The organism is Pedobacter miscanthi (assembly GCF_003315595.1).
Lineage (GTDB): Bacteria > Bacteroidota > Bacteroidia > Sphingobacteriales > Sphingobacteriaceae > Pedobacter > Pedobacter miscanthi.
In genome coordinates this window covers 17,653-40,345 of sequence record NZ_QNQU01000011.1, presented here as the reverse complement: position 1 = coordinate 40,345, position 22,693 = coordinate 17,653, and the positions used below count along the sequence as shown (strand labels likewise).

The 22,693-nt window shown below is 40.5% G+C and carries 11 protein-coding genes; 3 read left to right on the top strand and 8 right to left on the bottom strand.

Going from position 1 to position 22,693, the window contains the following annotated elements; all coding sequences use genetic code 11:
• Window positions 1-333 precede the first annotated feature (333 nt).
• The 3 genes from DRW42_RS13940 to DRW42_RS13930 are packed head-to-tail and all read right to left on the bottom strand — an operon-like array spanning window position 334 to window position 8,648.
• Window positions 334-1,356 (bottom strand): YihY/virulence factor BrkB family protein, encoded by a 1,023-nt coding sequence (locus DRW42_RS13940; protein WP_113949441.1) that lies wholly within the window; start codon window positions 1,354-1,356, stop codon window positions 334-336.
• A gap of 7 nt (window positions 1,357-1,363) precedes the next feature.
• A complete protein-coding gene (tamL, locus tag DRW42_RS13935) occupies window positions 1,364-3,676 on the bottom strand; it encodes a translocation and assembly module lipoprotein TamL (protein ID WP_113949572.1) in 2,313 nt (770 codons plus the stop codon).
• Window positions 3,660-8,648, bottom strand: a complete 4,989-nt coding sequence (locus tag DRW42_RS13930; protein WP_113949440.1) for a translocation/assembly module TamB domain-containing protein — start codon at window positions 8,646-8,648, stop codon at window positions 3,660-3,662. The genes tamL and DRW42_RS13930 overlap by 17 nt, the downstream gene beginning before the upstream one ends.
• 151 nt (window positions 8,649-8,799) lie before the next feature.
• On the opposite strand from DRW42_RS13930, the gene DRW42_RS13925 reads away from it, so the two are divergent.
• From DRW42_RS13925 to DRW42_RS13915, 3 genes are all read left to right on the top strand, one after another.
• Window positions 8,800-9,288 (top strand): cytidine deaminase, encoded by a 489-nt coding sequence (locus tag DRW42_RS13925; protein WP_113949439.1) that lies wholly within the window; start codon window positions 8,800-8,802, stop codon window positions 9,286-9,288.
• Between the two features lie 300 nt (window positions 9,289-9,588).
• On the top strand, window positions 9,589-11,271 hold the full coding sequence (locus DRW42_RS13920) for a PNGase F N-terminal domain-containing protein (RefSeq protein ID WP_113949438.1): 1,683 nt from the start codon (window positions 9,589-9,591) through the stop codon (window positions 11,269-11,271).
• Window positions 11,272-11,682: 411 nt separating this feature from the next.
• Window positions 11,683-14,586: a DNA gyrase/topoisomerase IV subunit A gene (locus tag DRW42_RS13915; RefSeq protein ID WP_113949437.1), complete on the top strand. Its 2,904-nt coding sequence runs from the start codon at window positions 11,683-11,685 to the stop codon at window positions 14,584-14,586.
• Between the two features lie 341 nt (window positions 14,587-14,927).
• Here DRW42_RS13915 and DRW42_RS13910 read toward each other — a convergent pair whose 3' ends face one another.
• From DRW42_RS13910 to DRW42_RS13880, 5 genes are all read right to left on the bottom strand, one after another.
• On the bottom strand, window positions 14,928-16,214 hold the full coding sequence (locus tag DRW42_RS13910; RefSeq protein WP_113949436.1) for a hypothetical protein: 1,287 nt from the start codon (window positions 16,212-16,214) through the stop codon (window positions 14,928-14,930).
• A 1,139-nt stretch (window positions 16,215-17,353) separates the two neighbouring features.
• The gene (locus DRW42_RS29390) at window positions 17,354-20,590 is read right to left on the bottom strand and encodes a collagen-like protein (protein ID WP_279634136.1); all 3,237 of its coding nucleotides are present in this window, start codon (window positions 20,588-20,590) and stop codon (window positions 17,354-17,356) included.
• 38 nt (window positions 20,591-20,628) lie between these two features.
• The gene (locus tag DRW42_RS13890; protein ID WP_113949434.1) at window positions 20,629-20,976 is read right to left on the bottom strand and encodes a hypothetical protein; all 348 of its coding nucleotides are present in this window, start codon (window positions 20,974-20,976) and stop codon (window positions 20,629-20,631) included.
• A gap of 31 nt (window positions 20,977-21,007) precedes the next feature.
• On the bottom strand, window positions 21,008-22,150 hold the full coding sequence (gene porV / locus DRW42_RS13885) for a type IX secretion system outer membrane channel protein PorV (protein ID WP_113949433.1): 1,143 nt from the start codon (window positions 22,148-22,150) through the stop codon (window positions 21,008-21,010).
• A gap of 28 nt (window positions 22,151-22,178) precedes the next feature.
• Complete coding sequence (locus DRW42_RS13880; RefSeq protein ID WP_113949432.1) at window positions 22,179-22,670, bottom strand: T9SS type A sorting domain-containing protein; 492 nt, start codon at window positions 22,668-22,670, stop codon at window positions 22,179-22,181.
• Between the last annotated feature and the right edge of the window lie 23 nt (window positions 22,671-22,693).

Sequence of the window (22,693 nt, the reverse complement as noted above, 5' to 3'; positions counted from 1 at the left end):
TTTGCGCAACGTTCCGTAGGAACGTTTGGTATTAAAAACGTTAATAGCATCCTTATCCCTGCCACATAAACCAGATTGGCGCGAATGCCGATTTTTTATCGGCAGCAGCGTAAAGCAGGACCGAACAATCCTAACTACCATTACACCTGCTTTTCTAAAAAAGGTATATAACAAAGAAGTCAAGTTTTTAAAACTTGACTTCTTTGGTTTAGTGCATCGCGACTATCAAATCACCCTGATCAGATAGCTATCGGATTTATTTCAGTGTCTGTTTTGCAAGAAAGATGCTGAATTAAATTCAGCATGACGATTTGCGTGGGAATACCTGCAAAGTTAGGCCTTACTCACATCCACCGTATCTTCAGGATGTTGCGGCGGCAATACATCAACCTTTTTCTCTACAATAGTGATTTTAGTAAACACGGCATATTTACTGGGGGAGATGCCATTATCGTATTTTTCAGCATAAGCCTGGGTAAATTCGGCTCCGAAATATAAAATAATTGAGGTATAATAAATCCACAGCAGTATCACAATGATCGAACTGGCAGCACCAAAGGCAGAGCCCGGATTACCTTTTTCAATATATATCCCAATCAGGTATTTACCCAAACTGAAAAGAACGGCTGTAAATAATGCCCCGATAATGGCTGATTTCCACCGGATAATTACATCGGGTAATACTTTAAAAATAACAGCAAATACAGCTGTAACAGCGGCTAGGGTAATTACATTGTTCAGGATATAAATAATCAGGGCCATCGTATCATTTGCTACCGGAATTACCTCATCTATCTTGCTTTGCGAAAGCAAACTGGCCAGTTTAGAACCCAAACCTACTACCACACTGTTTACCACCAAGGATACCAGTAATAAAAAGCCCATAGAAACAATCAGCGAGAAGGAGAGGAGCCGGTTGGTGAGCATTTTTATCCAGCCTTTTTTAGGCACGGCTTTTACTTTCCAGATCATATTGATGCTATCCTGTATTTCGATAAAAATGGCTGTAGAACCAATAATCAGTACCACAATACCTACAATTAGGCTAAAAGTAGATTGACCGGTTTTATTGGCATGTTCTACAAAGCCCTGTATCTGGCCTGCAGCATCTTTTCCTACAAGTTCGGTAACCTGTCCGAAAAATTTACCCCTTGTTTCTTCATTTTTTTTATCTCCTAAAAATAGGGTAGCTGCAGAGAGGAGGATAATGATTAGCGGTGTAAGCGAAAAAATGGTGTAATAGGCAAGCGAAGCGCTTAATTTGGTTACGCGATCCTCTACAAAACCCTTTCCGGCGGCTACAAACAAATGGTAAAGTGCGATAAAGAAGTTTTTGATCCTGGTAATTACTTTCATCGAAAAATTAAAACGGATAACCTATCCCAATGTTAAAAATTAAATTTTGTCTGCGCCAGTCTTTATTTCCAAAAGCTATATCATCAAATACCCATCGCTGTCCTTCGGGCAGGTAAGGTTTGCGCACAGGGAAAGCCACATCTAAACGTACCACAAAAATAGTAGCATCAACACGTAAACCTGCACCGGTACCAACGGCTAACTCGTTAAATGTGTTTTTTAATTTAAAGCCTGATCCAAGTCTCGCAGTCTCTGGTTTGCCGGGTTCACCAAGATCTTCTTTCCTTAACCAGATATTACCTGCATCAACAAACAATGCGCCATAAAGTACACTCACCAGTTTAAAACGCAACTCTGAGTTAAGCATGAGTTTGATATCACCACCCTGATCTGCAAAAATTGCATCATCCGGTACCTTATAGGTACCCGGACCTAAAGTACGCGCCGGAAATGCCCTGATATCGTTACTTCCGCCTGCAAAAAACTGCCTTACAAATGGCAATGAGGTACTGTTTCCATAAGCATAACCATAACCTAAGTTTAAGCGGTTGGCCCAGATCAGGTTGCGGTTAATTTTATAATAATCCCTCAAATCAGCTTCGGCCCTGATGAACTGGGTAAGTGGTGTATTGAATAAAGTTTTTTGTCCCTGGTCGTTTTTAGATGTAAATAAGCCCCAAACATTACCTCCTGTTTCTAAACCACCGTAGAAATAAACATTATTACGGCGGTTGGTTTCCATCTGGTTGGTATAGGTAAAGTTGTAATTACTACCTATGATAAATTGATTTTCAAGTGTTGTTCTTAATAATGGGTTTGCTTCGAATAAACTATCTTTTCTATTAGTAGGAAAACTTGTCGAAATATAACTGATCGAAATAGGATTAAAATTATGCTCCTTATACTGGTTCTCTTTAAAATTATAACCATATTCTCCTTTTATGGCATGTAAGGTGTATTCAGAACCACGGTTAAGCATCTGGTAAGAGAGCGAAGTAATGGTTTTCGGGATAAAAGCAGTTGTACTGTTTGGTTTATAAAAAGGAACGATAAATCTTGGGAAAGTCAGTTTTGCTTCAGCTGTTAACGATAGCGAATTGCGGCCTAAGGAAGTTCCTCTGGTTTGCGTTTCGAAACCACCACTCACACTCACATCCAGTTGTTCTGCATTTCTGAAGAGGTTTCTGGTGGTTTGGGTAACTTTTACCTCCGAACCTACAAAATTGTTCGATTTACTGGTTCCGGTAACCGAAAAGCTCAAAGAATTTTTCTTGAGTGGGGTAAGGTAAATATTCAGATCCAGTTGGTTGTTTTTGAAACTGTCGATTGGTAAAAACTCCGCCCTAACATCCCTGAAAGCACCCACATTTACCATCCTGTTTAACGATTGATTGTGGTCTTTACGGTTATAAGGTTCACCCTTCTGAAAGAAAACTAAACGGTCGAATAGTTTTGGTTTAAAGGTATTGCGGTCATCGTAAATGCTGAAATCGTGATATTCAATCGGTTTTAGCTTTCTTAATATGGTATCTCTCCGCAGGCTATAGCTTGGGTAAATATTAATATTACGTATGCTATAAGGCTTTAAACCGGCATCAGGTGCAATATCTTTAACCTTAACAGTAACGTTTACCAGGTTTTTGCCAATGGTACTGTCAATCTGGAGGATCAGGTAATCAGGACTAAAATAGAAATAACCCTGTTCTTTCAGGTCGTTATCTATCCTGATGCGTTCATTTTTATAGGTATCCAGGTCATAATAGTCACCTACTTTTAGCAGGGTTTTATCCTTGTTCTGGTTGATGATTTTGGTTAAGATGCCACTATCCGGTGGGAAAGTAACTTTATTTATTTTGTAACGGTTCCCGGTTTCTGCAGTGTAAACAGCCTTACCTTTTTTTCCTGTAATAACGGTATCTCCGGTAACAGCCGCCTGTAAATAACCCTCACTAATCAGGTAACTGGTTAATACATCATTATTGTATTTCAGTTTAACTTCATTTAAAAGCACAGGGGCTTCACCTTGCCTGCGGATCCAGTTTCTGAGCCCTTTTGGTTTTTTAGGTTCGCCGGCCAGGTTATAAATGCCCAACTTATATTTAATACCCAAAATAGATTTGTTGGGACGGGGTCTTGTTTTGCTTTCTAAATCACTTTTTACCTGTTTTTCATCATCAATCTTGCCTGATGAATCCGGATTGATCTTTACTTCGGCACCTGTATATAAATATTGTCCCGGCTTTAACGATTTCGTAGAGCTACATGCAGCCCAAACTAAGCAGGCCAGTATAAATAAAATTGGTCTAGTTAGTTGTTTCATTTTTAGGTTTTTGTTCAATGTTTCTTCTGTTTCGTTTTTTCTGGAAAATCTCTCTGAATTTATTATAATCTACAACGAGTGTGAAACCTAATCCTGTTTCAATAATCTGTCCCTGTACAATTACATCGTTCTGGTTGCGCCTGTAAGCCCGCAATCTATATCTTCCATCCGCCGATAAAGCATATTCTACGTTTACGTTACCGCCAATATCTGTCGATTTTTCGCCCGGTGCCTGAGGTCCTTCTAAAGCGAAAGAACTTCCAACGGTTACAGTTAACCTGTCGTTTAGTAATTTTTTAGATAAACCTACTTCGAGATCCGTTTTCTGTTGCAACGATCCGGTAGAATAATCTTCTGATGAGTTTACGCCAAAGTTAAGTTCTACACCCTGTATCAGATCAGACGCAAGGTTATTTAACTGCTCGGTAAGCAATTTACTTACACTCGATCTTGCTAAGGTAGAAACACCACCGCCGCCACCGGCCAAACTTTCGAACGGATTGTTGGCGATAAACCTGTTTAACGCCAATAAGGCAAAAACCTGTTTGTTCAGTTCGCTTTCATCGCGGTTTACATTAATCAGTTTAGTATAAACAGTTCCGTTTAAGGCGCCACGTTCATTTTCAGGCAGATCGAGTTTGAAAGAAATGATCGGTTTCAACAATTCGCCTTTCATCATGAGGTAAACCTGGAAAGGTAATTTCGTTTTGGCCTGGATATTATCGGGTTCGTTAATCAGATCGATAGGAGCAGCATTTACTTCGTACAGTGCGGTTAAATTAACATTTGCCGAAGTTGGCTCACCTGTCCAAACAATGGTACTTCCTTTTACCAGTTTAAAAGCTTTTTTACCCAGCGGACCAACAGATAAGTTGTAAGAACCATCAATAATCTCGTAACGACCGGTTAAACTGATTTTACCGCTCGGATCCATTGTTGCATTAAGATCAGCCTCCCCTTTAATGTTCAGCGCATCGCCGTTTGAAGGATCAACTACCACATTAAGTTCGGCTTCGGGATCTATTTTTACTGCTGCCACCAGGTTTATGCCTTTTACAGGAGATTTGCTTATGCTATCAACCTTTAATGCTTTTTGTCCGTTAAATGGCGGTGCATCAGCATCGATAAACTGTACGATACCTTCCTGATCGATAATGGAAGGATCACTATTTGGCAGTGCAAAGAAAAATTTAGTGCCTTTGTTTACATTAATGTTCATGTTCACATCAGGCTGGTTCAGGTCTCCGCGTACTTTAATATCGCTGGTAAGGAAAACCGTTCCGTAAATCATATCGTTATCTGCCGAAGTAGAATTAATCGCCCTGAAATTGTTCATTCTGATATCTAAACCAAAGCGGTAATTCTTGAAATCAGTAGTATAAACATTTCCGTTAATGGTAGCCTTTTGGTTTAAAGAATCGATCAGGGTAAAGTTGTTAAAACCAATTCCTTCATTTGTAAACGAAATTTTTTCGTTTGGCATGCGGAAATATGAATTTACATAAGCTACTTTAAAGCCTGCGTTGTTGAATGTTAAATCGCCCAGGATTTTAGGCGCAGTAAGTGAACCTTTAACGGTAAGTGCTCCGGTTAAAGTTCCGGTGCCATTTTTAAGCTGACCTGCCGATAAACTTTCAATGTTTTTCATCTCGATCTTATCAATATTCACCGTAAGATCAAGTGCGCTTTGAGGTGCGGTATAATAAAATCCATTTACCCTCAACTCGTGCACACCTGATAAGGCCACGTTTACCTCGAAAGCATTTTCGGTATTGTTGTTTACCGCTAAACGCAGGGTTCCCAACTGGTCTTTCTGGTAACGCAACTGATCGATGGTTAAGTTGGCTTCAAATTTTGGAGTTGATGCTAAATCTTTCACATTTGCTGTTCCGTTTAAGCGGCCACCTACCAGTGTAGTATCCGTTTCGGCAAATTTGGTCAGGGTTTCTAACTGAAAATCCTTAAACTCTACTGCTAATGGTGCATTTGGTTGTGTTGGATTGCTGTTGATGGAAAGCGACTGACCACTGTTGCTGATCTGGAATTGGTTAACCAAAATGCCCGAAGCCCCAAACTGGATATAATTATCCTGCGAAACCACCCATTTCTGATAATCGAGCAATAGTTTCTGTGGATCTAAAGTGAATTTAAAATCTTTGTTGATTGACTGGAAAGTACCACCGATTACATATTTGTTTTTAAGCTGCCTGTCGCGCAGGAAGATATTAACACCTAAATTGTTGTTCGCCGCATCGCCGCTTACTTCTGTATTGAAAAGTGCAATGGAAGGGCTTTGCAAGCTTTTAACCGTTAAGCTATAATCTAATTTGTTATTGTCGTTATTGATGTTTAAAACAGTAGTATCTACCTTAAAATCGCCATAAACCACCTGCGGGAAATTTCCTTTAATCTGCAGGCTGTCTTTTTGGGTATCAATCAAACCATAAAACTGCGATTGTTTGAATACAGTGAGCTGCGGAACAAAGTTTTTAAGCAGTTTAGAATCGTAAATCTGTACATTGAACCTTAAACGCTGATCGGGAACTTTAGTAACGGTACCAAAAGCATAATATTTATTGATTTCGTTGATTACCGCACTGCCCACTTTGGTTAACTGGTATTTACCATCAATTTTGGCGGATAATATTTCGGATTTTAAGGTCAGTTCGTTTTCGGTAGCGGTTGATTTGGCACGAATTGAAATGGTATCAACATTGATTTTTTGTTTGTCTTTTACGAGCTGAAGACCTGTAACATCAACCGATCCGTTTAAATAATCGGCATCGGCAGTGGCCAGATCTACTTTAACTACACCGGCAGCACTTAAAACGGTTGGGCTAAAATTTAAAGCCTGAAGATTAACCTGTTTTAAATTTAAATCGGCTTTTACTGCCGGATATTTACCTGCAAGATTTACTTTGGCATCTAAATTAAAGTTTGCATTGCTATCAGGCATGCTGCTTTTAATGCTGATATTCTGGTTACTGTAATTTCCGGCAAGCGTTAAATTGCGGTAGGTGTATTTATTATAATAGGCACTTAATACCCTTGCATTAAATTTAGCATTGATTTTTTTAGGATCGAGACCGGTACCTGCCACATCGGCTTTTACCGAAACACGGCCAAGTTTGGGCTGCATTTTTAATAACCTGCCCACGTTAAAGTTGTTCAGGCTGATGTTTGCTTTGTAACTTTCTTTACCTTTTGGTCCGTTCATACCTGCAACAACCACAGCACCACCCATATCTGTATTAATATTCAGGTTGGTGTTAAAATCCGTCATCGAACCTTTGAAGTTTCCTTTGGCGTCGATTACATTAGGCAAATCTATTGATGGGGGCAACGATTTTTTAGGTACAGCCACCAGAATATCGCCTTTGGTTACATGGAGTTTTTTGATGTTTAAATCGAGAAAGGTTTTTTTGATATCAGGCAGGCCCCTGGCTTTTCCACTGATGTCGATCTGCGTGTTTTTTAGTCCGCTAATCTGTAATTTCGGGATGTTCAGGTTATTTAAGTAGCCGTTCACATCTGCATTTATTTTTATTTTTTCGTTGCGGTAATTTGCAGGTACGGCATTGCTAAAGTAGCCGGCATCTTTTAAGCCAATGGTGGTATTTTTTAGGGCAATATTTAGTTTTACGCGCTCAGGATGTTTGGTTAAATCTTCCATCGAGGTGAAATTTAACTCCGTGGCATTTTCTATCGAGGTATTAGGCGTTTTCAGGATGAAATTTGTGAGCTTAATCTGCTTATCATTATACACCGCATCACCACGCAACTCATCGAGTACAAAACCGCTTTTTTCTTTCAACGATCCATTTTTAACATTGGCTTTAATTCCTGCTGCACTATAACTTACATTGCTGGCACCCAGATTAAGGTTGTTGATTTTGAGGTGGTTAAAATCCATACCTTTAGGTGCAGGTTTTGCACCCAGGTTATCAAATTGTACATTGTTATCAGCTAAACTGATATTCTTGATGATTAGTCCCAATGGCGATTGCTCGGGTACAACAGTATCTTTAACTTTCTTTAAATCGTTGCTTGGCGCAGGTTTAAAGGCAAAAAGGATATTTGATTTATTTAAATGCGCATCATCAACCGCATATTTACTGTTGGTTAAATCTACTTTCAGGTTTGCCAAACCAAGATCGTTCACATCGGCTATCGCTTTTGTAGTCGAGATTTGGTCGTCGTAATTAACCTTCACATTACTGAAAACAAAGTTCTGCACTTCTATCAGCGGTAATTTTCCCTGTTCTTTCTGTGTGCTGTCTACGCTATTGGTAATGTGCTGAACTAGTTTTACGAGTGGTTTCTGCTGTAAATAACGTAATGAAGTGTTAACCAGGCTTAATTCTTTAATCACATAATGCTGGTTGGCAAGATCGAAATCTTTGATTTTGGTTTTAAAGGCACCTAAATACAATTTAACATCATTACCGGCAACATCGTCGCGGTAGTTGATGCCGATATCTTCGAACGAAACTTTATCAACAGAAAATTTTAAGGTAGAAGTGGTGTCTTTCTTTACCTTTTCTTCAGGCTTTTTCTGATCGCTTGCAAAGGCATCTACCAGAAAAGAAAAATTGAATGTTGTATCGGGGCTAATACGTTTTACGTTTGCGCGTACGTTTTTTAGTTCAATATTATTCACCTCGACCGTGTTTTTTAACAGCTTAAATAAGCTGATATCAACCGCAAGTTTTTCTGCATATAATAAGGTATCGCCTTTGCGGTCTTCGATATAAAATTTGTTTAAAACCACATCTTTGGGCAAAGCGATTTTAATGCTTTCGAGGCTTACTTCTGTCTTGGTTTTGCTTTTAAGGTAGTTAATGGCCTTACCCTTAACAAAATTCTGAACGGCTGGGATATTTAAAGAAAGGGCAACACCCACAACCAGGATGATGATGGAGGCAATTACCCACAATAAGATTTTTAGACTTTTACGTACGTATTTATTCAAAGCTACGGGTGTTTGGTGAGTCACTTAAATGCCAAAAGCATGCCATTTAAAATTAAATTTAAGGCACTTTTTACTAAATAATACAAAAAATAACTTAAATTGTTCGCCCGCTATAAAAATTTAACACAGGCGGTGATGTAAACAGTTAAAAATGAAATCAATAAATCTAAATATAACCTTTGAGCAATATAATGGTATCACAGAATTAACATTGGCAGATAGAACGCTTTGCGAACTTTCGGAAAAGGCTTTAAGTACTTCTTATTCACCATATTCGAAGTTTAGGGTAGGTACGGCCATCCGTTTGGCATCGGGCGAAACCATACTGGGCAGCAATCAGGAAAACCTGGCGTATCCGTCAGGACTTTGTGCCGAACGTGTTGCACTTTTCAGTATCGGTTCTACCTATCCGGATGCCGTGATAGAAAGCATGGCGATTACTGCACAGACTGATAATTTTGAAATTTTAAAACCGATTACTTCATGTGGTGGCTGTTTACAGGTAATGGCAGAGTTCGAACGTAAACAGAAAGCACCAATTGAGGTGATTTTTTATTGTTTAAACGGCGAAGTCTTAAAAGTACCCAGTGTGCAGAGTTTACTGCCTTTTGCTTTTGTTGAGGATAGGTTGGAGCGGTAGAACAGGCTGTTATTTTGAGCGGAATAACGCAATTCGTCATGCTGAATTTATTTCAGCATCTTTTTAGTATGGAAGACCCTGAAATAAATTCAGGGTGACGACCCTTTTTAATTGAGTCTGTTAACGGTAGCTCTGCTATTTGATCACCATATAAATTTAGAACAAGTAAACTTATATGGCTCTCGTATGCCTTATATGGCAAAAAAAAGCAATGCTTTTACCAATTGACTAAGCAACTATTTCTTCCGACCTCCGACCCCAGACATCCGACTTTTAGTTATATTTGGTTTTTTAACCATAATGAAGCACCTCTACATCCTCATTTTTACTATTTTTATTTCTTGTAACCTGCAGGCGCAGGGCGTACTTAAAAGTAACGCTGTTTATAAGATAACCTACTTCCGTTCGGCCGATGGAAAACCTAAGGAAGACCGTAATCCTGCCATCACAATTGTTTCCGCAAAGCAGAATTTAATCAGTAACGCCAGTATTTTAGACCGGAAAGCAAAGTATCCTTTTGAGCAAAGCATCGTAACCAAACCCGAAAATATATTATTTCAGGTGGCCGATCTGGATGTAAATAACCAGATTGCCACTACTGATAGTGCTTCGATTGCTAAACAGGTTTTCGAATTTGGTGCAGAAACTAAAGTGATTTTAGGCTATACCTGTAAAAAAGCTTCAACGGTGGTTAATTCAAACCAGATCGATTTGTGGTATACTACAGATGCAGGTATTAAAGCTGCGCCAACCAGTTTAGGTCAAACACTTGGCTTGGTTTTGGAACAGGTACGTAATGGAAACAGTTATGTAACCGCTACCAAAATTGAAGAGGTAAAGAAGGTACAGCCTATTGATTTGGAAAAAATAAGTTCTAAATTAACTGATGGACTTACCTATAAAGATCTGCTATGGAAAAGTAGATTTACCACTTTAAATGTTTTTAACAACGAACAGATAAATTTTATTGATAAACCACAATCGAACGATTCTATTTTTCGTTATGCCGGCGGAACGGTTATCGCCCGGAAAGTTAAATTCCCGGCATTGGCCAACCCAAATGTATTTGTTGATTTAACAGAACAATCAAACGGCGACGCCTACGACAGGACGGGTTCTGTATTTATCATCCCAACGGATAATCAGATCAGTTTAATGGATGCACTTAAAAATTCGGTTAAAGAACTGCCGGTTTATGATAATGGGAATGGAAAGAAATACCAGGGCGTTGTAGCCACTGCAAATTATAATCCGGTAATTGAGCTGATGCGCTTTTTTACGCCATTTGGTGTAGGTAAATACAATACTTTAAAGTTGAAGGATAAAAACTGGGCTGAAAAAGTATATTACCGTCAGGATGTTTCGGAATTATTTCCCTTGGTAAACGGAAAGGAAGTTTGGGTAGCTGTTTTTATCGGTAACTATGATAAAGGCGGTCACAAAGTTTCGTTAAACATCACATTACATAACGGCGGGAGGCCAAAAGAAGCCAAAGAAGTCATTTTACCGCTATTCAATTCGACGAATGTAATGGAAATGGCCGGACAGGAATATGCAACCATGTTTAGCAGTGAAAAAGGATTGGAAGTCTCTTTCACTTTAGCAAAAGATTTAAAGGATGCAAAACTGCGCTACATTACCACCGGACATGGCGGCTGGGGAAATGGTGATGAGTTTGTACCGAAGAAAAATACGATCTGGTTAGACGAAAAAGAAGCTTTTGCTTTTACACCATGGCGGCAGGACTGCGGATCGTACCGTTTATCAAACCCGGCTTCAGGTAATTTCGAAAGCGGGCTATCTTCATCTGACTTAAGTCGTTCTAACTGGTGCCCGGGTACGGTTACCAATCCGAACTGGATCAGCCTGGGCGATTTAAAAGCCGGTGTGCATACTATAAAGGTAACTATACCAATGGGTAAGTCTGAAGGCGGCAGCTCAAGCGCATGGAATGTTTCGGGGGTATTGTTGGGAACGGAATAACTAATCGGTCTGTCATCCTGAGTGCAACGAAGGATCTTTTTCTTTTACGAAACTTCATAAGCATCGTCATTTCGACCGTAGCGGAGAAATCTATCTTGGAACTACTATTGGGATAGATCTCTCCGTTCCGCCGAGGCTCCAGTCGAGATGACGTTTTTTTAATGAAGGATCTTTTCTTTTACCATACTTTATAAGTTATCGTCATTTCGAGCGAAGTGCAGCGCAGTCGAGAACCACGAAGTGCTCAGCGAAGCTAAATCTGTCTCGAGATAGATCTCTCCGCTTCACTTCGTTCCGGTCGAGATGATGCGACTTATGTTTAACCTTTTGAAGGATCGAAATGTGAATAACCTCACTTCATTCTGTGCAATCATTTTTATTATATTTACGGCTGCCAATTTTTGTAAATAAATGAGTGAAGAATTAGATCAAAACGTAAACGAAGAGCACAAACATACCATAACCCCAATTAACGGTTTATACGAAAACTGGTTTCTCGATTATGCGTCTTATGTAATTCTCGATAGGGCGGTTCCGCACATCCACGATGGTTTAAAACCCGTACAGCGCCGCATTATGCACTCGCTAAAGGAGATGGATGACGGGCGTTTTAATAAAGCGGCCAACGTAATCGGTAATACAATGAAGTATCACCCGCATGGCGATGCTTCTATTGGCGATGCGATGGTGCAAATCGGGCAAAAAGACCTGTTGATCGATATGCAGGGTAACTGGGGCGATCCGGTTACGGGCGATAGTGCTGCGGCACCGCGTTATATTGAGGCACGTTTATCAAAATTTGCCAACGAAGTAGTGTTTAATCCGGATACTACAGAGTGGCAGCTGAGTTATGATGGACGTAACAATGAACCGATTACCTTACCGGTTAAGTTTCCTTTATTGCTTGCGCAGGGCGCCGAAGGTATTGCTGTTGGTTTGGCTACCAAAGTAATGCCGCACAACTTTATCGAGCTGTTAGATGCCTCAATTGAAGCATTACAGGGGGTTCGCCCTAATATATTGCCCGATTTTTTTACGGGTGGTATGGCCGATTTTTCAAACTATAATGAAGGTCAGCGTGGAGGTAAAATCCGTGTTCGTGCAAAAATTACCGAGAAGGATAAAAAGACACTTGTCATTACCGAAGTACCTTTCAGTACCACTACGGGTTCGGTAATTGATAGTATTTTATCGGCCAACGATAAGGGCAAAATCAAGATTAAAAAGATCGAGGATAATACCGCGGCCAATGTAGAAATTGTGGTGCACCTGGCGCCGGGTATTTCGCCAGATGTAACCATAGATGCACTGTATGCTTTTACGGCCTGCGAAGTATCTATCTCGCCGAATACCTGTATCATTCAGGGTGATAAGCCACACTTTTTAAGTGTAAACGACATCCTGATCGAGAATACAAAACACACTAAAAGTTTACTTAAAAAGGAGCTTGAAATCCGTCTGCATGAGTTGCAGGAAAAGATTTTTTTTAGCTCTTTACTGAAAATATTTATTCAGGAGGGGATGTATAAAAATCCTGAATACGAAAATTCGAGTAATTTCGAGACGGTAGTAGAGGTTTTACATATTTTGTTCGACCCTTTTAAACCCTCACTTTACCGCGAAATATTGCCCGAGGATTTCAAAAAGCTGATCGATAAGCCGATGAGTAGCATCACCCGTTTTGATGTGAAAAAGGCAGATGAGCAGATGAAAAACCTGGAAGATGAAATTAAAGTGGTTAAAAACCATTTAAAACACCTTACCGATTATGCGATTGCCTGGTACCAGAAACTGAAAGATAAATACGGAAAAGGCAGGGAACGTAAAACCGAAATCCGTTTGTTTGATCGTGTAGAAGCTTCGAAAGTGGCATTGGCCAACGTTAAGCTATACATGAACAAAGAGGATGGTTTTATCGGAACCGGATCAGGATTAAAGAAAGATATTCATGTTGCCGATTGTTCGGATATTGATGAGGTAATTGTTTTCCGCGAGGATGGAAAATGTATTATTACCAAAGTGGCCGACAAAACTTTTGTGGGTAAAAATATCATCCACGCGCAGGTATTTAAGAAAAATGATGAACGTACCATTTACAACATGATCTACAAAGATGGTGCTAGTGGTACAGCCTATATAAAAAGGTTTGCTGTGGTAGGGGTTACCCGCGATAAGGAATATGATTTAACCAAGGGATCGAAAGGCTCGAAGGTATTATATTTTACGCCAAATCCTAACGGTGAAGCTGAGGTAGTAAATGTGGCACTGAAACCGCATTCTAAACTGCGTAAACTTCAGTTCGATCTCGATTTTGCAGAGGTGGCCATTAAAGGCCGTGGTTCGCAGGGGAATATCGTTTCGAAATACCCGGTAAAGAAAATTGTACTTAAAAGTAAAGGGGTTTCTACCTTATCAGGACTGAAGATCTGGTATGACGACCTGCTGAAACGTCTAAATGTTGACGGACGTGGAAAATATCTTGGCGAATTTGATGGCGATGATCGTATTTTACAGGTACACAAAGATGGTTATTACGAGTTAAGTTCATTCGAGCTGAGCAATCACTTTGATGATGGTTTGCTCCTGATTGAGAAGTTTAATCCGGAGAAAACTTTTGCTGCGGTACATTTTGAAGGCAAGGCGCAGAATTATTTTATCAAACGTTTTGTATTCGAACTTCAGGCCAACGGCCGGAAAACCATTTTTATCAGTGAAGAGCAGAAATCGAAACTATTATACCTAACCTCTAACCCTGGGGCAAAAGTTATTGTTGATGTGCTGAAAGGAAAAACACAGATTCCGGAAACTTTAGATTTAACCCTCGCAGAGTTGATTGATGTTAAAGGTTTAAAGGCTAATGGAAACCGCTTATCGCCACATGATATTCAGAAGGTAACACTTGAAGAACCGGAAATAGTAGAAGAAGAAGTTGAGGAACCAGTTGCAGACGGGGGTGAGGACGATGGACTGGTTGATGAAGAAAATGCATCTGAAGAAAACACACTGGAAGAGGAAACACCAGTTGATGCCGAAACAGAGACCGAAGTAACGGATGCCGAAATAACAGAAAAACCTGTAGCCGAAAAACCAAAACCAAAATTCGAACGTACGGAACCTGTTGCCAAAACCGAAAAGCCTGAGGCAACCGAAAAACCTGTTACCGTGAAGCCGAAGCCGGAACCGGTTAAAAAGGAAGAAGCCAAAGCAGAAGAAAAACCTGAAACAGAAGAAAAAACGGCTAAAAAAGTAGATTTCGAAATCACCAATCCGGATGATATAGATATGGATGATAAAGGGCAGCTGGGGTTGTTTTAGATTTTAAAGACGACTGTCTTATTTTGCTTTAAATAAATAGTCGTCATTTCGAGCGTAATGAAACGTAGCCGAGAAATCTATCCCGAGATAGATTTCTCCGTTCCACTGCGTTCCAGTCGAAATGACGACTTTTCTTCTAAAGTTCGTCATTCTGAACTTGTTTCAGGATCTTAATTGCAGGATAGATGCTGAAATAAGCGCAGTATGGTATTTTGAATTTGTTAGATCTGCGGGAAACTATTGATGTGGGCAGATGCCGCAGAAAAGAAGCGCAGATTTGAAAAAGAGGATAATCGTCATCTCGACCGCAGTGGAGAGATCTATGTAATGGTATTTCTTAACTAGAGAGTTTTTGACTTCATTTTCATTAAGCTTTCAAAATAATCCTTTGTTGAAAGCCCATTGGTTTTTGCAATATTTATTGCAATTTCCTGAGCTTTAATAGCTCTCCTAAAACTTTTTAATGAGTAAAATAAATGTGCCAGCGTATCGTAGTTATTTGCATTTGGATCTAACTGAACAGCTCTTTTACTCCATTTTACAGCTTTTAAAAGGCGTTTCTGATTTCTGGTCCCAGATGAATAAAAGTTCCAGGCTGCCTCATTTAATCCGTTTGGAAAAGATTTGGCTTTCCATCCCGGATTAAAACGTAATGTACTGTCTGATTTTTCTAATAATTTTAATCGTTTAACACTATCCATTTCAATACTCATGTAATATTTATCGTAGTGATTGGTAGCTATTTCAAAATAGTTAGCGGTGTCCTTAATGGCATTATAATAAAAAAGCATTTTTTCATTGTAAATTTTTTGCCCGTTATATTCGTTATTTTTCCATTGGTTTTTATAAAAATTAGCTGTGTTCTGAGCATCGGCCAAACAAATTGTTTTTATTGCATTGGTCATTGTATTGTTGGCGATAACATTTAAGATAAAACCTCTTTTTTGCGATGATTCCTTTTTAAAAATGCTATCAATAATAGTTCTATTTGTAAAGGCTTTATTGTAAGCGATTCTGTTAATTGTTGGACCTGCCTCAAGAATATATAATACGGTTTGATAATCATCAAAAGAAGCCGGGCTTAGTTTTTTTGCATATTGTTCTATATAATATGCGTTATTTGTTACGCCCTGTTTTTTAAGTACATCTATTAACTGTTTTAATTTAGTTACATCTGAAGTATCTTTTAGATAATCTTTTTTCGCTTTCTTAATGGTTATTTGTTGTGAGGCTTCTTTTGCATAATTCAATATCTGTTCAAATCGTTCTTTGGGAGCATCTACTTCTAGGTTTCTGTAAAACAGCTCCATATTACTATGTAAAAAAAGATAGTTTGGACAGTTTTCGATATTATAATACTCTTTTATTGCTTTTAAAGTGGTATCACCATAATTTGTTTTATAAGTGATAAAATGAAGATTTATTTTATTAATGATTTCCTGATCGCTAAAAAGTGGATTTTCTTTTTCATTATTTGTGTTTTCTGAATTCAGGATTATCAAAACATCCTTTTTTAAATAATGTGCTGATAGCAAAGCTTTTTGCAAAGAAGTGCTGTAATTTAATTTTTGAGCAAATAAGATTGAGGGACAGAAAAATAAAAGAAAGAATGAGAGTGAAATTTTCATGATAGTAGCTTTTTATAAATATAGAGCAAACCAATTGAAAAAAGAAGAGTGCTGCCTGATGATTAGAAAAGCTCGCCAAAAGATTGATTTGGAAATCACCAATATAGATGATAAAGGGCAGTTGGGATTGTTTTAATACTAGATAATTGTCATTTCGAGCGGAGTGCAACGTAGCCGAGAAATCTATACCGAGATAGATTTCTCCGTTCCACTGCGTTTCAGTCGAAATGACGACTTTTCTTCTACAGATCGTCATCCTGATCCGATAGCTCCTATTGGATGGAAAATCTCAGATGTAAGACCCTGAAATGAATTCAGGGTGACGACCGCCTTTATTGTGCTTAAAAAATAGTCGTCATTTCGAGCGGAGTGAAAGGTAGCCGAGAAATCTATCCCGAGATAGATTTCTCCGTTCCACTGCGTTCCAGTCGAAATGACGACTTTTCTTCTGAAGTTCGTCATTCTGATCCGATAGCTCCTATTGGATGGAAAACCTCAGATGTAAGACCCTGAAATGAATTCAGGGTGACGACTCCTCTTTGTTGTTATTCAAAAAGAGTCGTCATTTCGAGCGTAGTGAAAGATAGCCGAGAAATCTATCCCGAGATAGATTTCTCCGTTTCACTGCGTTACAGTCGAAATGACGACTATTTTTCTGAAGATCGTCATCCTGAACTTGTTTCAGAATCTTTCTTGCTATAAGACCCTGAAATAAATTCAGGGTGACGACCCCTCTTTGTTGTTATTCAAAAAGAGTCGTCATTTCGAGCGGACCCGTTGGCTCGGTGCAACGTAGCCGAGAAATCTATCCCGAGATAGATTTCTCCGTTCCACTGCGTTCCAGTCGAAATGACGACTATTCTTCTGAAGATCGTCATCCTGATCCGATATCTCCTATTGGATGGAAAATCTCAGATGTAAGACCCTGAAATGAATTCAGGGTGACGACCGCCTTTATTGTGCTTAAAAAAGAGTCGTCATTGCTAGAAGGCTTTTTCAGCCGACGAAGCAATCTTTCTTGTAGGATTGATAACCGGAAAGATTGCTTCGTCGTACCTCCTAGCAATGACGATTTTTAATAAAATACAAAAGGCCCCGGATGTACATCCGGAGCCTTTTCCCTTAAAAAATATAGAACATTATTTAATACTTACCAATACCTGGATTTTTCCAACAGTTTGCTGGTTAAAATCCTGCAGGGCTTTTCCTAAAACCTGACCTACTTTAACCTTATCTAAATCGGCTTTCATGGCTATACCACTTTGCGATGAAGTTACGAGCATATCGCCTCTTTTAATGGCACCACCTTCTAAACAAACTTTAGTCGGGATTACGCCGATAACGCCCATTGGCACTTTACCAACAAGTTCCGAATCAATATTCTCTTCGGTTAATAAAACACCTGGTTTGGTAGCATAAACTCCTGCTACCAGGTTAGAATAAGCGCCGTTTGATTTTTCTACCGCTCTGTCTTTGTCAGTAGAAATAATTAGTATATCTCCAGGTTCGAAATCTGCTGTTGCGCCGTTTACATCAAATGCCTCGGCTATGTCGGCTCCACTGTTTTGGGTACCATCATTAAAAAAGCCTTTACCAGCTTTATTGATCCTGACAACATTTGAGCCTCCGCTTTGGCCGATGAAGACATTTCCTGATGGACCGGTGTGATTGATCAGCAATGCCGATCCGGTACCGTTGGTAGATACATGAACAGTTGGCTGTCCATTGGCAGCATTAAAATTTGCAAAACGGCCAGCTCTTCCAACCCCAAAATTAGGTGTCCATCCATAAATAGCGTTTCCGGTTCCATCCGCAGTTGCTTCAACACCATCACCGTTTTTACCAGCATTTGCGGTAATTCCGTTTCCGTTACCTTCGGTAAGTGCAAGGAGTGCAGGTCCGTTTCCACCAGCATTTGAGGAGTAAAATAATCCACCATAACCACCTGTGCCTGATGACAAACCATAAACCCCGGCTGTACCGAAATTTGCAAAAATAGAATTTACCTCACCTTTCACCGCGGGAGAAGTGCCCGTAGTACGGTCTACTTTAAAATTACCCGCTATTCCGTTTCCAACTGTTTTGACGGTTAGGGCTTCCGTTTCATTATCTAAATTGTAGTTTTCGAAGCGGCCAGCCCTTCCTCCACTAAATGAAGGTACCCAACCATAAACGGCTGTACCTGTTCCATCTACATTGGCTTCTACAGCATTACCATTTTTGCCTGCGTTGGCTGTAATTGCATTGCCATTACCGTCGGTTAAAGCAATAAGTGCTGCACCATTACCCGCCGGGTTAGAGGCATAAAATAAACCTGCCCTTCCACCAGTACCAGATGACAATCCGAAAATACCTGCTGCACCAAAATTACCGAATATGGTATTTACCTCTCCACGAACAGCTGCACCAACACTATTGGTATTATCTATCTTAAATGAAGCAGCATTGCCGAGTGTATTATCAGGTATATTACCATTACTATTTGATGTAACTTCTAATATATTTACATCAGTATTGGCTGCATTGGTATTGATAAATCTACCGGCCCTGCCTTTACTTCCGGAATTTCCAACCTCTCCCTGAACAGCTACACCGGTACCTGTGGTATTCGTAGCTATAAAACCGCGCACACCAAATCCGCCACCATCATTACGCCCAACAACTGCTCCGGCAATATCACTGGTGGTTAAACCAACAACAGCTTCACCTCCGCCTGTATTCTGACCAAGTACACCTGCCGAAGTTTGTGCGCTGGTAATTCCGTTAATAGCCAAACCGCTGCCAGTTGAACTTTTTATTCCAATACCACTTCCACTTGTTGTAGCGTTGATTACCGTTCCATTACCTAATGTATTAACGGTTAATGCCGTATTTGCATTAGAATTATTTAAAATAGAAACGTTGGCAGCAGGACCATTGGTTGATGTTCCATACAAACCTGTACCCGAATTACTATTACCATATACGCCATAACCTGCTGCGGTAGAGTTTCCATAAACTCCTAAGCCATTTGGCGTTACCCCGTAAACACCCCAGCCGCTTCCTGCTTGACTGCCCCAAACGCCGATACCTAAGCCTCCTGAGCCGTTATTGATACCCTTTATGCCTGCAGAAAAACCTCCAGGGGCAGTAGAATTAACAATGCCCCTCACTGCTGCAATACTTGCCGTAGTGGTATTGTTAATGCCCTCAACAGATGTTCCGTCGCCATCGTTGGTGATGGAAAATAAAGTTGAAGCATTGTTCTCGGTTGCGATATATGGAAGAGCAAAACCTCCACCCGAAGCATTAGCCGGAGCCCAGTTTGTTCCGTTATACCTTAAAACCTGACCATTGGTTGGCGCGGTAGCTGCAACAGCAACATTCTGTAAGCCTTTTACAACCGGATTAGGATAGTTTCCACTCAAGTCGCCACCTGCAGCTCCTGTTAATGAACCTGCGGGACCAACAGGGCCTATGGGGCCAGCCGGGCCGGTTGCTCCAACAGGTCCCTGAGTACCTTGAACACCCGCAGGACCTACCGGACCAATTGCGCCTGTTGCACCGGTTGCTCCGATGGGACCTATCGGACCTACAGGGCCAGCGGGACCTTGAGCGCCGGTAGCTCCAGTAGCACCCGTTGCTCCAATGGGACCAATCGGCCCTGTAGCTCCTGCAGGACCTACCGGGCCGATAGCACCTGTTGCACCTACAGGACCAGCCGGACCTATCGGACCTACTGGACCAGTTGCTCCAGCCGGGCCAACTAAACCCTGGGGACCAATCGGGCCTGCAGCTCCTGTTAATCCAATCGGGCCTGTTGCACCTGCAGGACCTACTGGTCCGATAGCACCCGTGGCACCCGTAGCGCCAATTGGTCCCGCTGGTCCGGTTGCGCCGGCAGGGCCTACAGGACCAATAGCGCCAGTAGCACCGGTTGGTCCGGCTGCACCCGTTGGTCCGGCCGGACCTGTTGCACCAGCAGGACCAGGGTTACCTGAAGCTGCATATAAAGCAAAAGGTACACTCATTAATTGAGTTGCCCCCAGATCGGTAAAAGCACCGCCACCGATAGCGAGTTCTACTTTTAAATACTGATTTGCATTTTGCCAGGGCACGCCTGTTAAAGTTCCTGTTGATGGGCTTCCTTTTCCAATCTGTAAGGTAAAAAGACCTAATGTATTTGTGGTAAGGTCGTGAGTTTCCTGATATTGTACAGGGCCACTGGCACTTGCCCCAAGTATAGAAATCCTAACCTTTACATTTTGTTTGGCAAGTACGGTTCCATCGTTATTGCGGGCAACTGCCTGATAGTTTATTCCTGTTAATCCGCTTTGGGCAAATATTTTCCCAAAAAAGATGAGGGTAACCGCAACTATGAGCGTAAACTTTTTCATGTTGAATAATTTAAGTAAAGAGGTATTAGATGTATATTTTACTGTTTTGTGCTGGTTTCCTGCTGCATAGGAGGCTGTTTAACCTCTGCTTTTGGTTCATTTTTATCAACTTTGATTTCTGCTTCTGAAGCTGTTTTGATATTACTTACTGCTGCTTTGCTTTTTGCCGCAGAAAAAGAAGACCGCTGTGTACCCTGGGTATAATTCTGGAACAACCTCTGTTTTGTAGGTGTAGAAACATCCTTTTTTGATGTGTTATCCTTAGCGTTCAGTTTTTCAATTTCTGCAGCTTTATTGGGGAACAAAGTGTTAATGGTAGATTTTTGGGCTTTTGCATTTGCGATACCGATAACGGTCAGTATCAGCAGGAAAAATAACTTTTTCATTTTTTATAGCTTGTTTAGTACGGTTTAACAATTAATCAATGGCATAACTTAAGGTAAATTTAACGCCGTTCCGGAGTACATAACGCCTGGCGGTTGGAGCAACATAACTCATATCAAACTGGAAGGGCTTTAATTTTAAACCCAGCCCAACCGAAACATGTTGTCTGTTACCTTTTTCAGGGTCTTCATAAAAATACCCGGTGCGGAGAAAAAACTGGTTCATGTAGGCAAATTCCATCCCTCCGGCTATGGTAAACTCTGATATTTCTTCTCTAAAACCGCCCGGTGCATCAAAAAGAGAGGTAAATAAAGCACTTGGCACACTTCTGTAAGGATCTTTGCCTTTTTCGATTTCATTGGTAGCAATTCCGTTTGCATCCAGTTTGTATCTGGGTGGGGAAGGTACCATTAGCTTGTTTACATCCACCAGAAAAGTGAGGCTGTTATTTGGGTTTTTTAACAAGGTATAACCACCTCCAATGCGCAGGTTCATGGGTAAAAAAGATTCACCACCCGGAGATGAAGAATATTTTAATTTGGTACCTACATTGGTTAAACTCACCCCCCAGGCATAACGAGAGTTGTTTAATGTATTTTCCGAATACACACTAATATCAGCCGAATAGGCATTAACGGCATTTACCTGCAGGCCATTAAACGTTCCGTTGCCTAAATCGCTCCTGATAAAACGGCCGGTTAAGGCAATGGCTAAATTATTCCCGAACTTCCTTGAATAAGTTCCGTCTATCGAAAATTCGTTCGCATTGTATTGCTGTAAAAATGTACCATTTTCATCGCGGAAATTAATGCTACCCTGGTCAAAATATCTTAAAGAAACAGCTAAGACCTCCTTTTCATTTAACTGGTGGTAAGCATTTAAGTTGCCAAGGTGCATGTTTTTATCAATTTCCTTCATCCACGGCACATAAGAAACACTTATGCCTGTTTTATTTGCGAAGGAAAGTTTTGCCCCGTTAACAAAATTAGAATTTGCATCGCTTGTTAATCCGGTTCCGGCCTCTGCAACACCCGAGTTGCGCGCATCAGGACTGATTAATAAAAATGATGCGCCAGTAGTTACCGTACTATATTGATTTTGAAGCTGAGCCTTTGCATAACTGACCGAACAGAACAAAATCAGTGCAGCATATGCAATTTTGGTAAGCGTTTTCATAAACGTTGTTTAGATGGTTAACAGTATTTTATTGAATAACAAGCTTTTCGGAAAATGTACGGTAGTTAACGTACAGTACCACATGGTACATTCCGGAAGCAAGTCCGTTTAATGGTATTACATATTCTATTTTACCGGCCAGGCTGGTAACCGAACTCGAATGAACAATCTGGCCAGCGTTATTAACCAGGTTAATAATCACTTTGCCATCAGTCAGTAAATCGAAATCTACTTTCGTTTTTCCAACGGCAGGGTTAGGGTAAACCCGCATATTGCCCACTGCATTTGGGACGAAGTTAGAAGCTATAATTTCGGGCTGCTGGAAACCCTGGGTTAGCATTACGCCTGCACTCTGGAGGGTTAAAGTGGCAACCTCTCCAACGGTAAACTGCACTAAAGTTGCTCCAACCTGTGCGCTCGAACCGGTACTGGCCACTACACTTCGGGTAAGCGTAGCCTGGCCATAAGATTTAAATAAAAAAAGAAAAGAGATTGATAATAGTAAAAATACCTTCTTCATAGAGCGCCAGAAATTTGATTAGT

Bases quoted from the DNA above. Each gene is read 5' to 3' on its own strand.
- DRW42_RS13940 (WP_113949441.1), bottom strand. From the start codon at position 1,356: ATGAAAGTAATTACCAGGATCAAAAACTTCTTTATCGCACTTTACCAT.
- tamL (WP_113949572.1), bottom strand. From the start codon at position 3,676: ATGAAACAACTAACTAGACCAATTTTATTTATACTGGCCTGCTTAGTT.
- DRW42_RS13925 (WP_113949439.1), top strand. From the start codon at position 8,800: ATGAAATCAATAAATCTAAATATAACCTTTGAGCAATATAATGGTATC.
- DRW42_RS13920 (WP_113949438.1), top strand. From the start codon at position 9,589: ATGAAGCACCTCTACATCCTCATTTTTACTATTTTTATTTCTTGTAAC.
- DRW42_RS13915 (WP_113949437.1), top strand. From the start codon at position 11,683: ATGAGTGAAGAATTAGATCAAAACGTAAACGAAGAGCACAAACATACC.
- DRW42_RS13910 (WP_113949436.1), bottom strand. From the start codon at position 16,214: ATGAAAATTTCACTCTCATTCTTTCTTTTATTTTTCTGTCCCTCAATC.
- DRW42_RS29390 (WP_279634136.1), bottom strand. From the start codon at position 20,590: ATGAAAAAGTTTACGCTCATAGTTGCGGTTACCCTCATCTTTTTTGGG.
- DRW42_RS13890 (WP_113949434.1), bottom strand. From the start codon at position 20,976: ATGAAAAAGTTATTTTTCCTGCTGATACTGACCGTTATCGGTATCGCA.
- porV (WP_113949433.1), bottom strand. From the start codon at position 22,150: ATGAAAACGCTTACCAAAATTGCATATGCTGCACTGATTTTGTTCTGT.
- DRW42_RS13880 (WP_113949432.1), bottom strand. From the start codon at position 22,670: ATGAAGAAGGTATTTTTACTATTATCAATCTCTTTTCTTTTTTTATTT.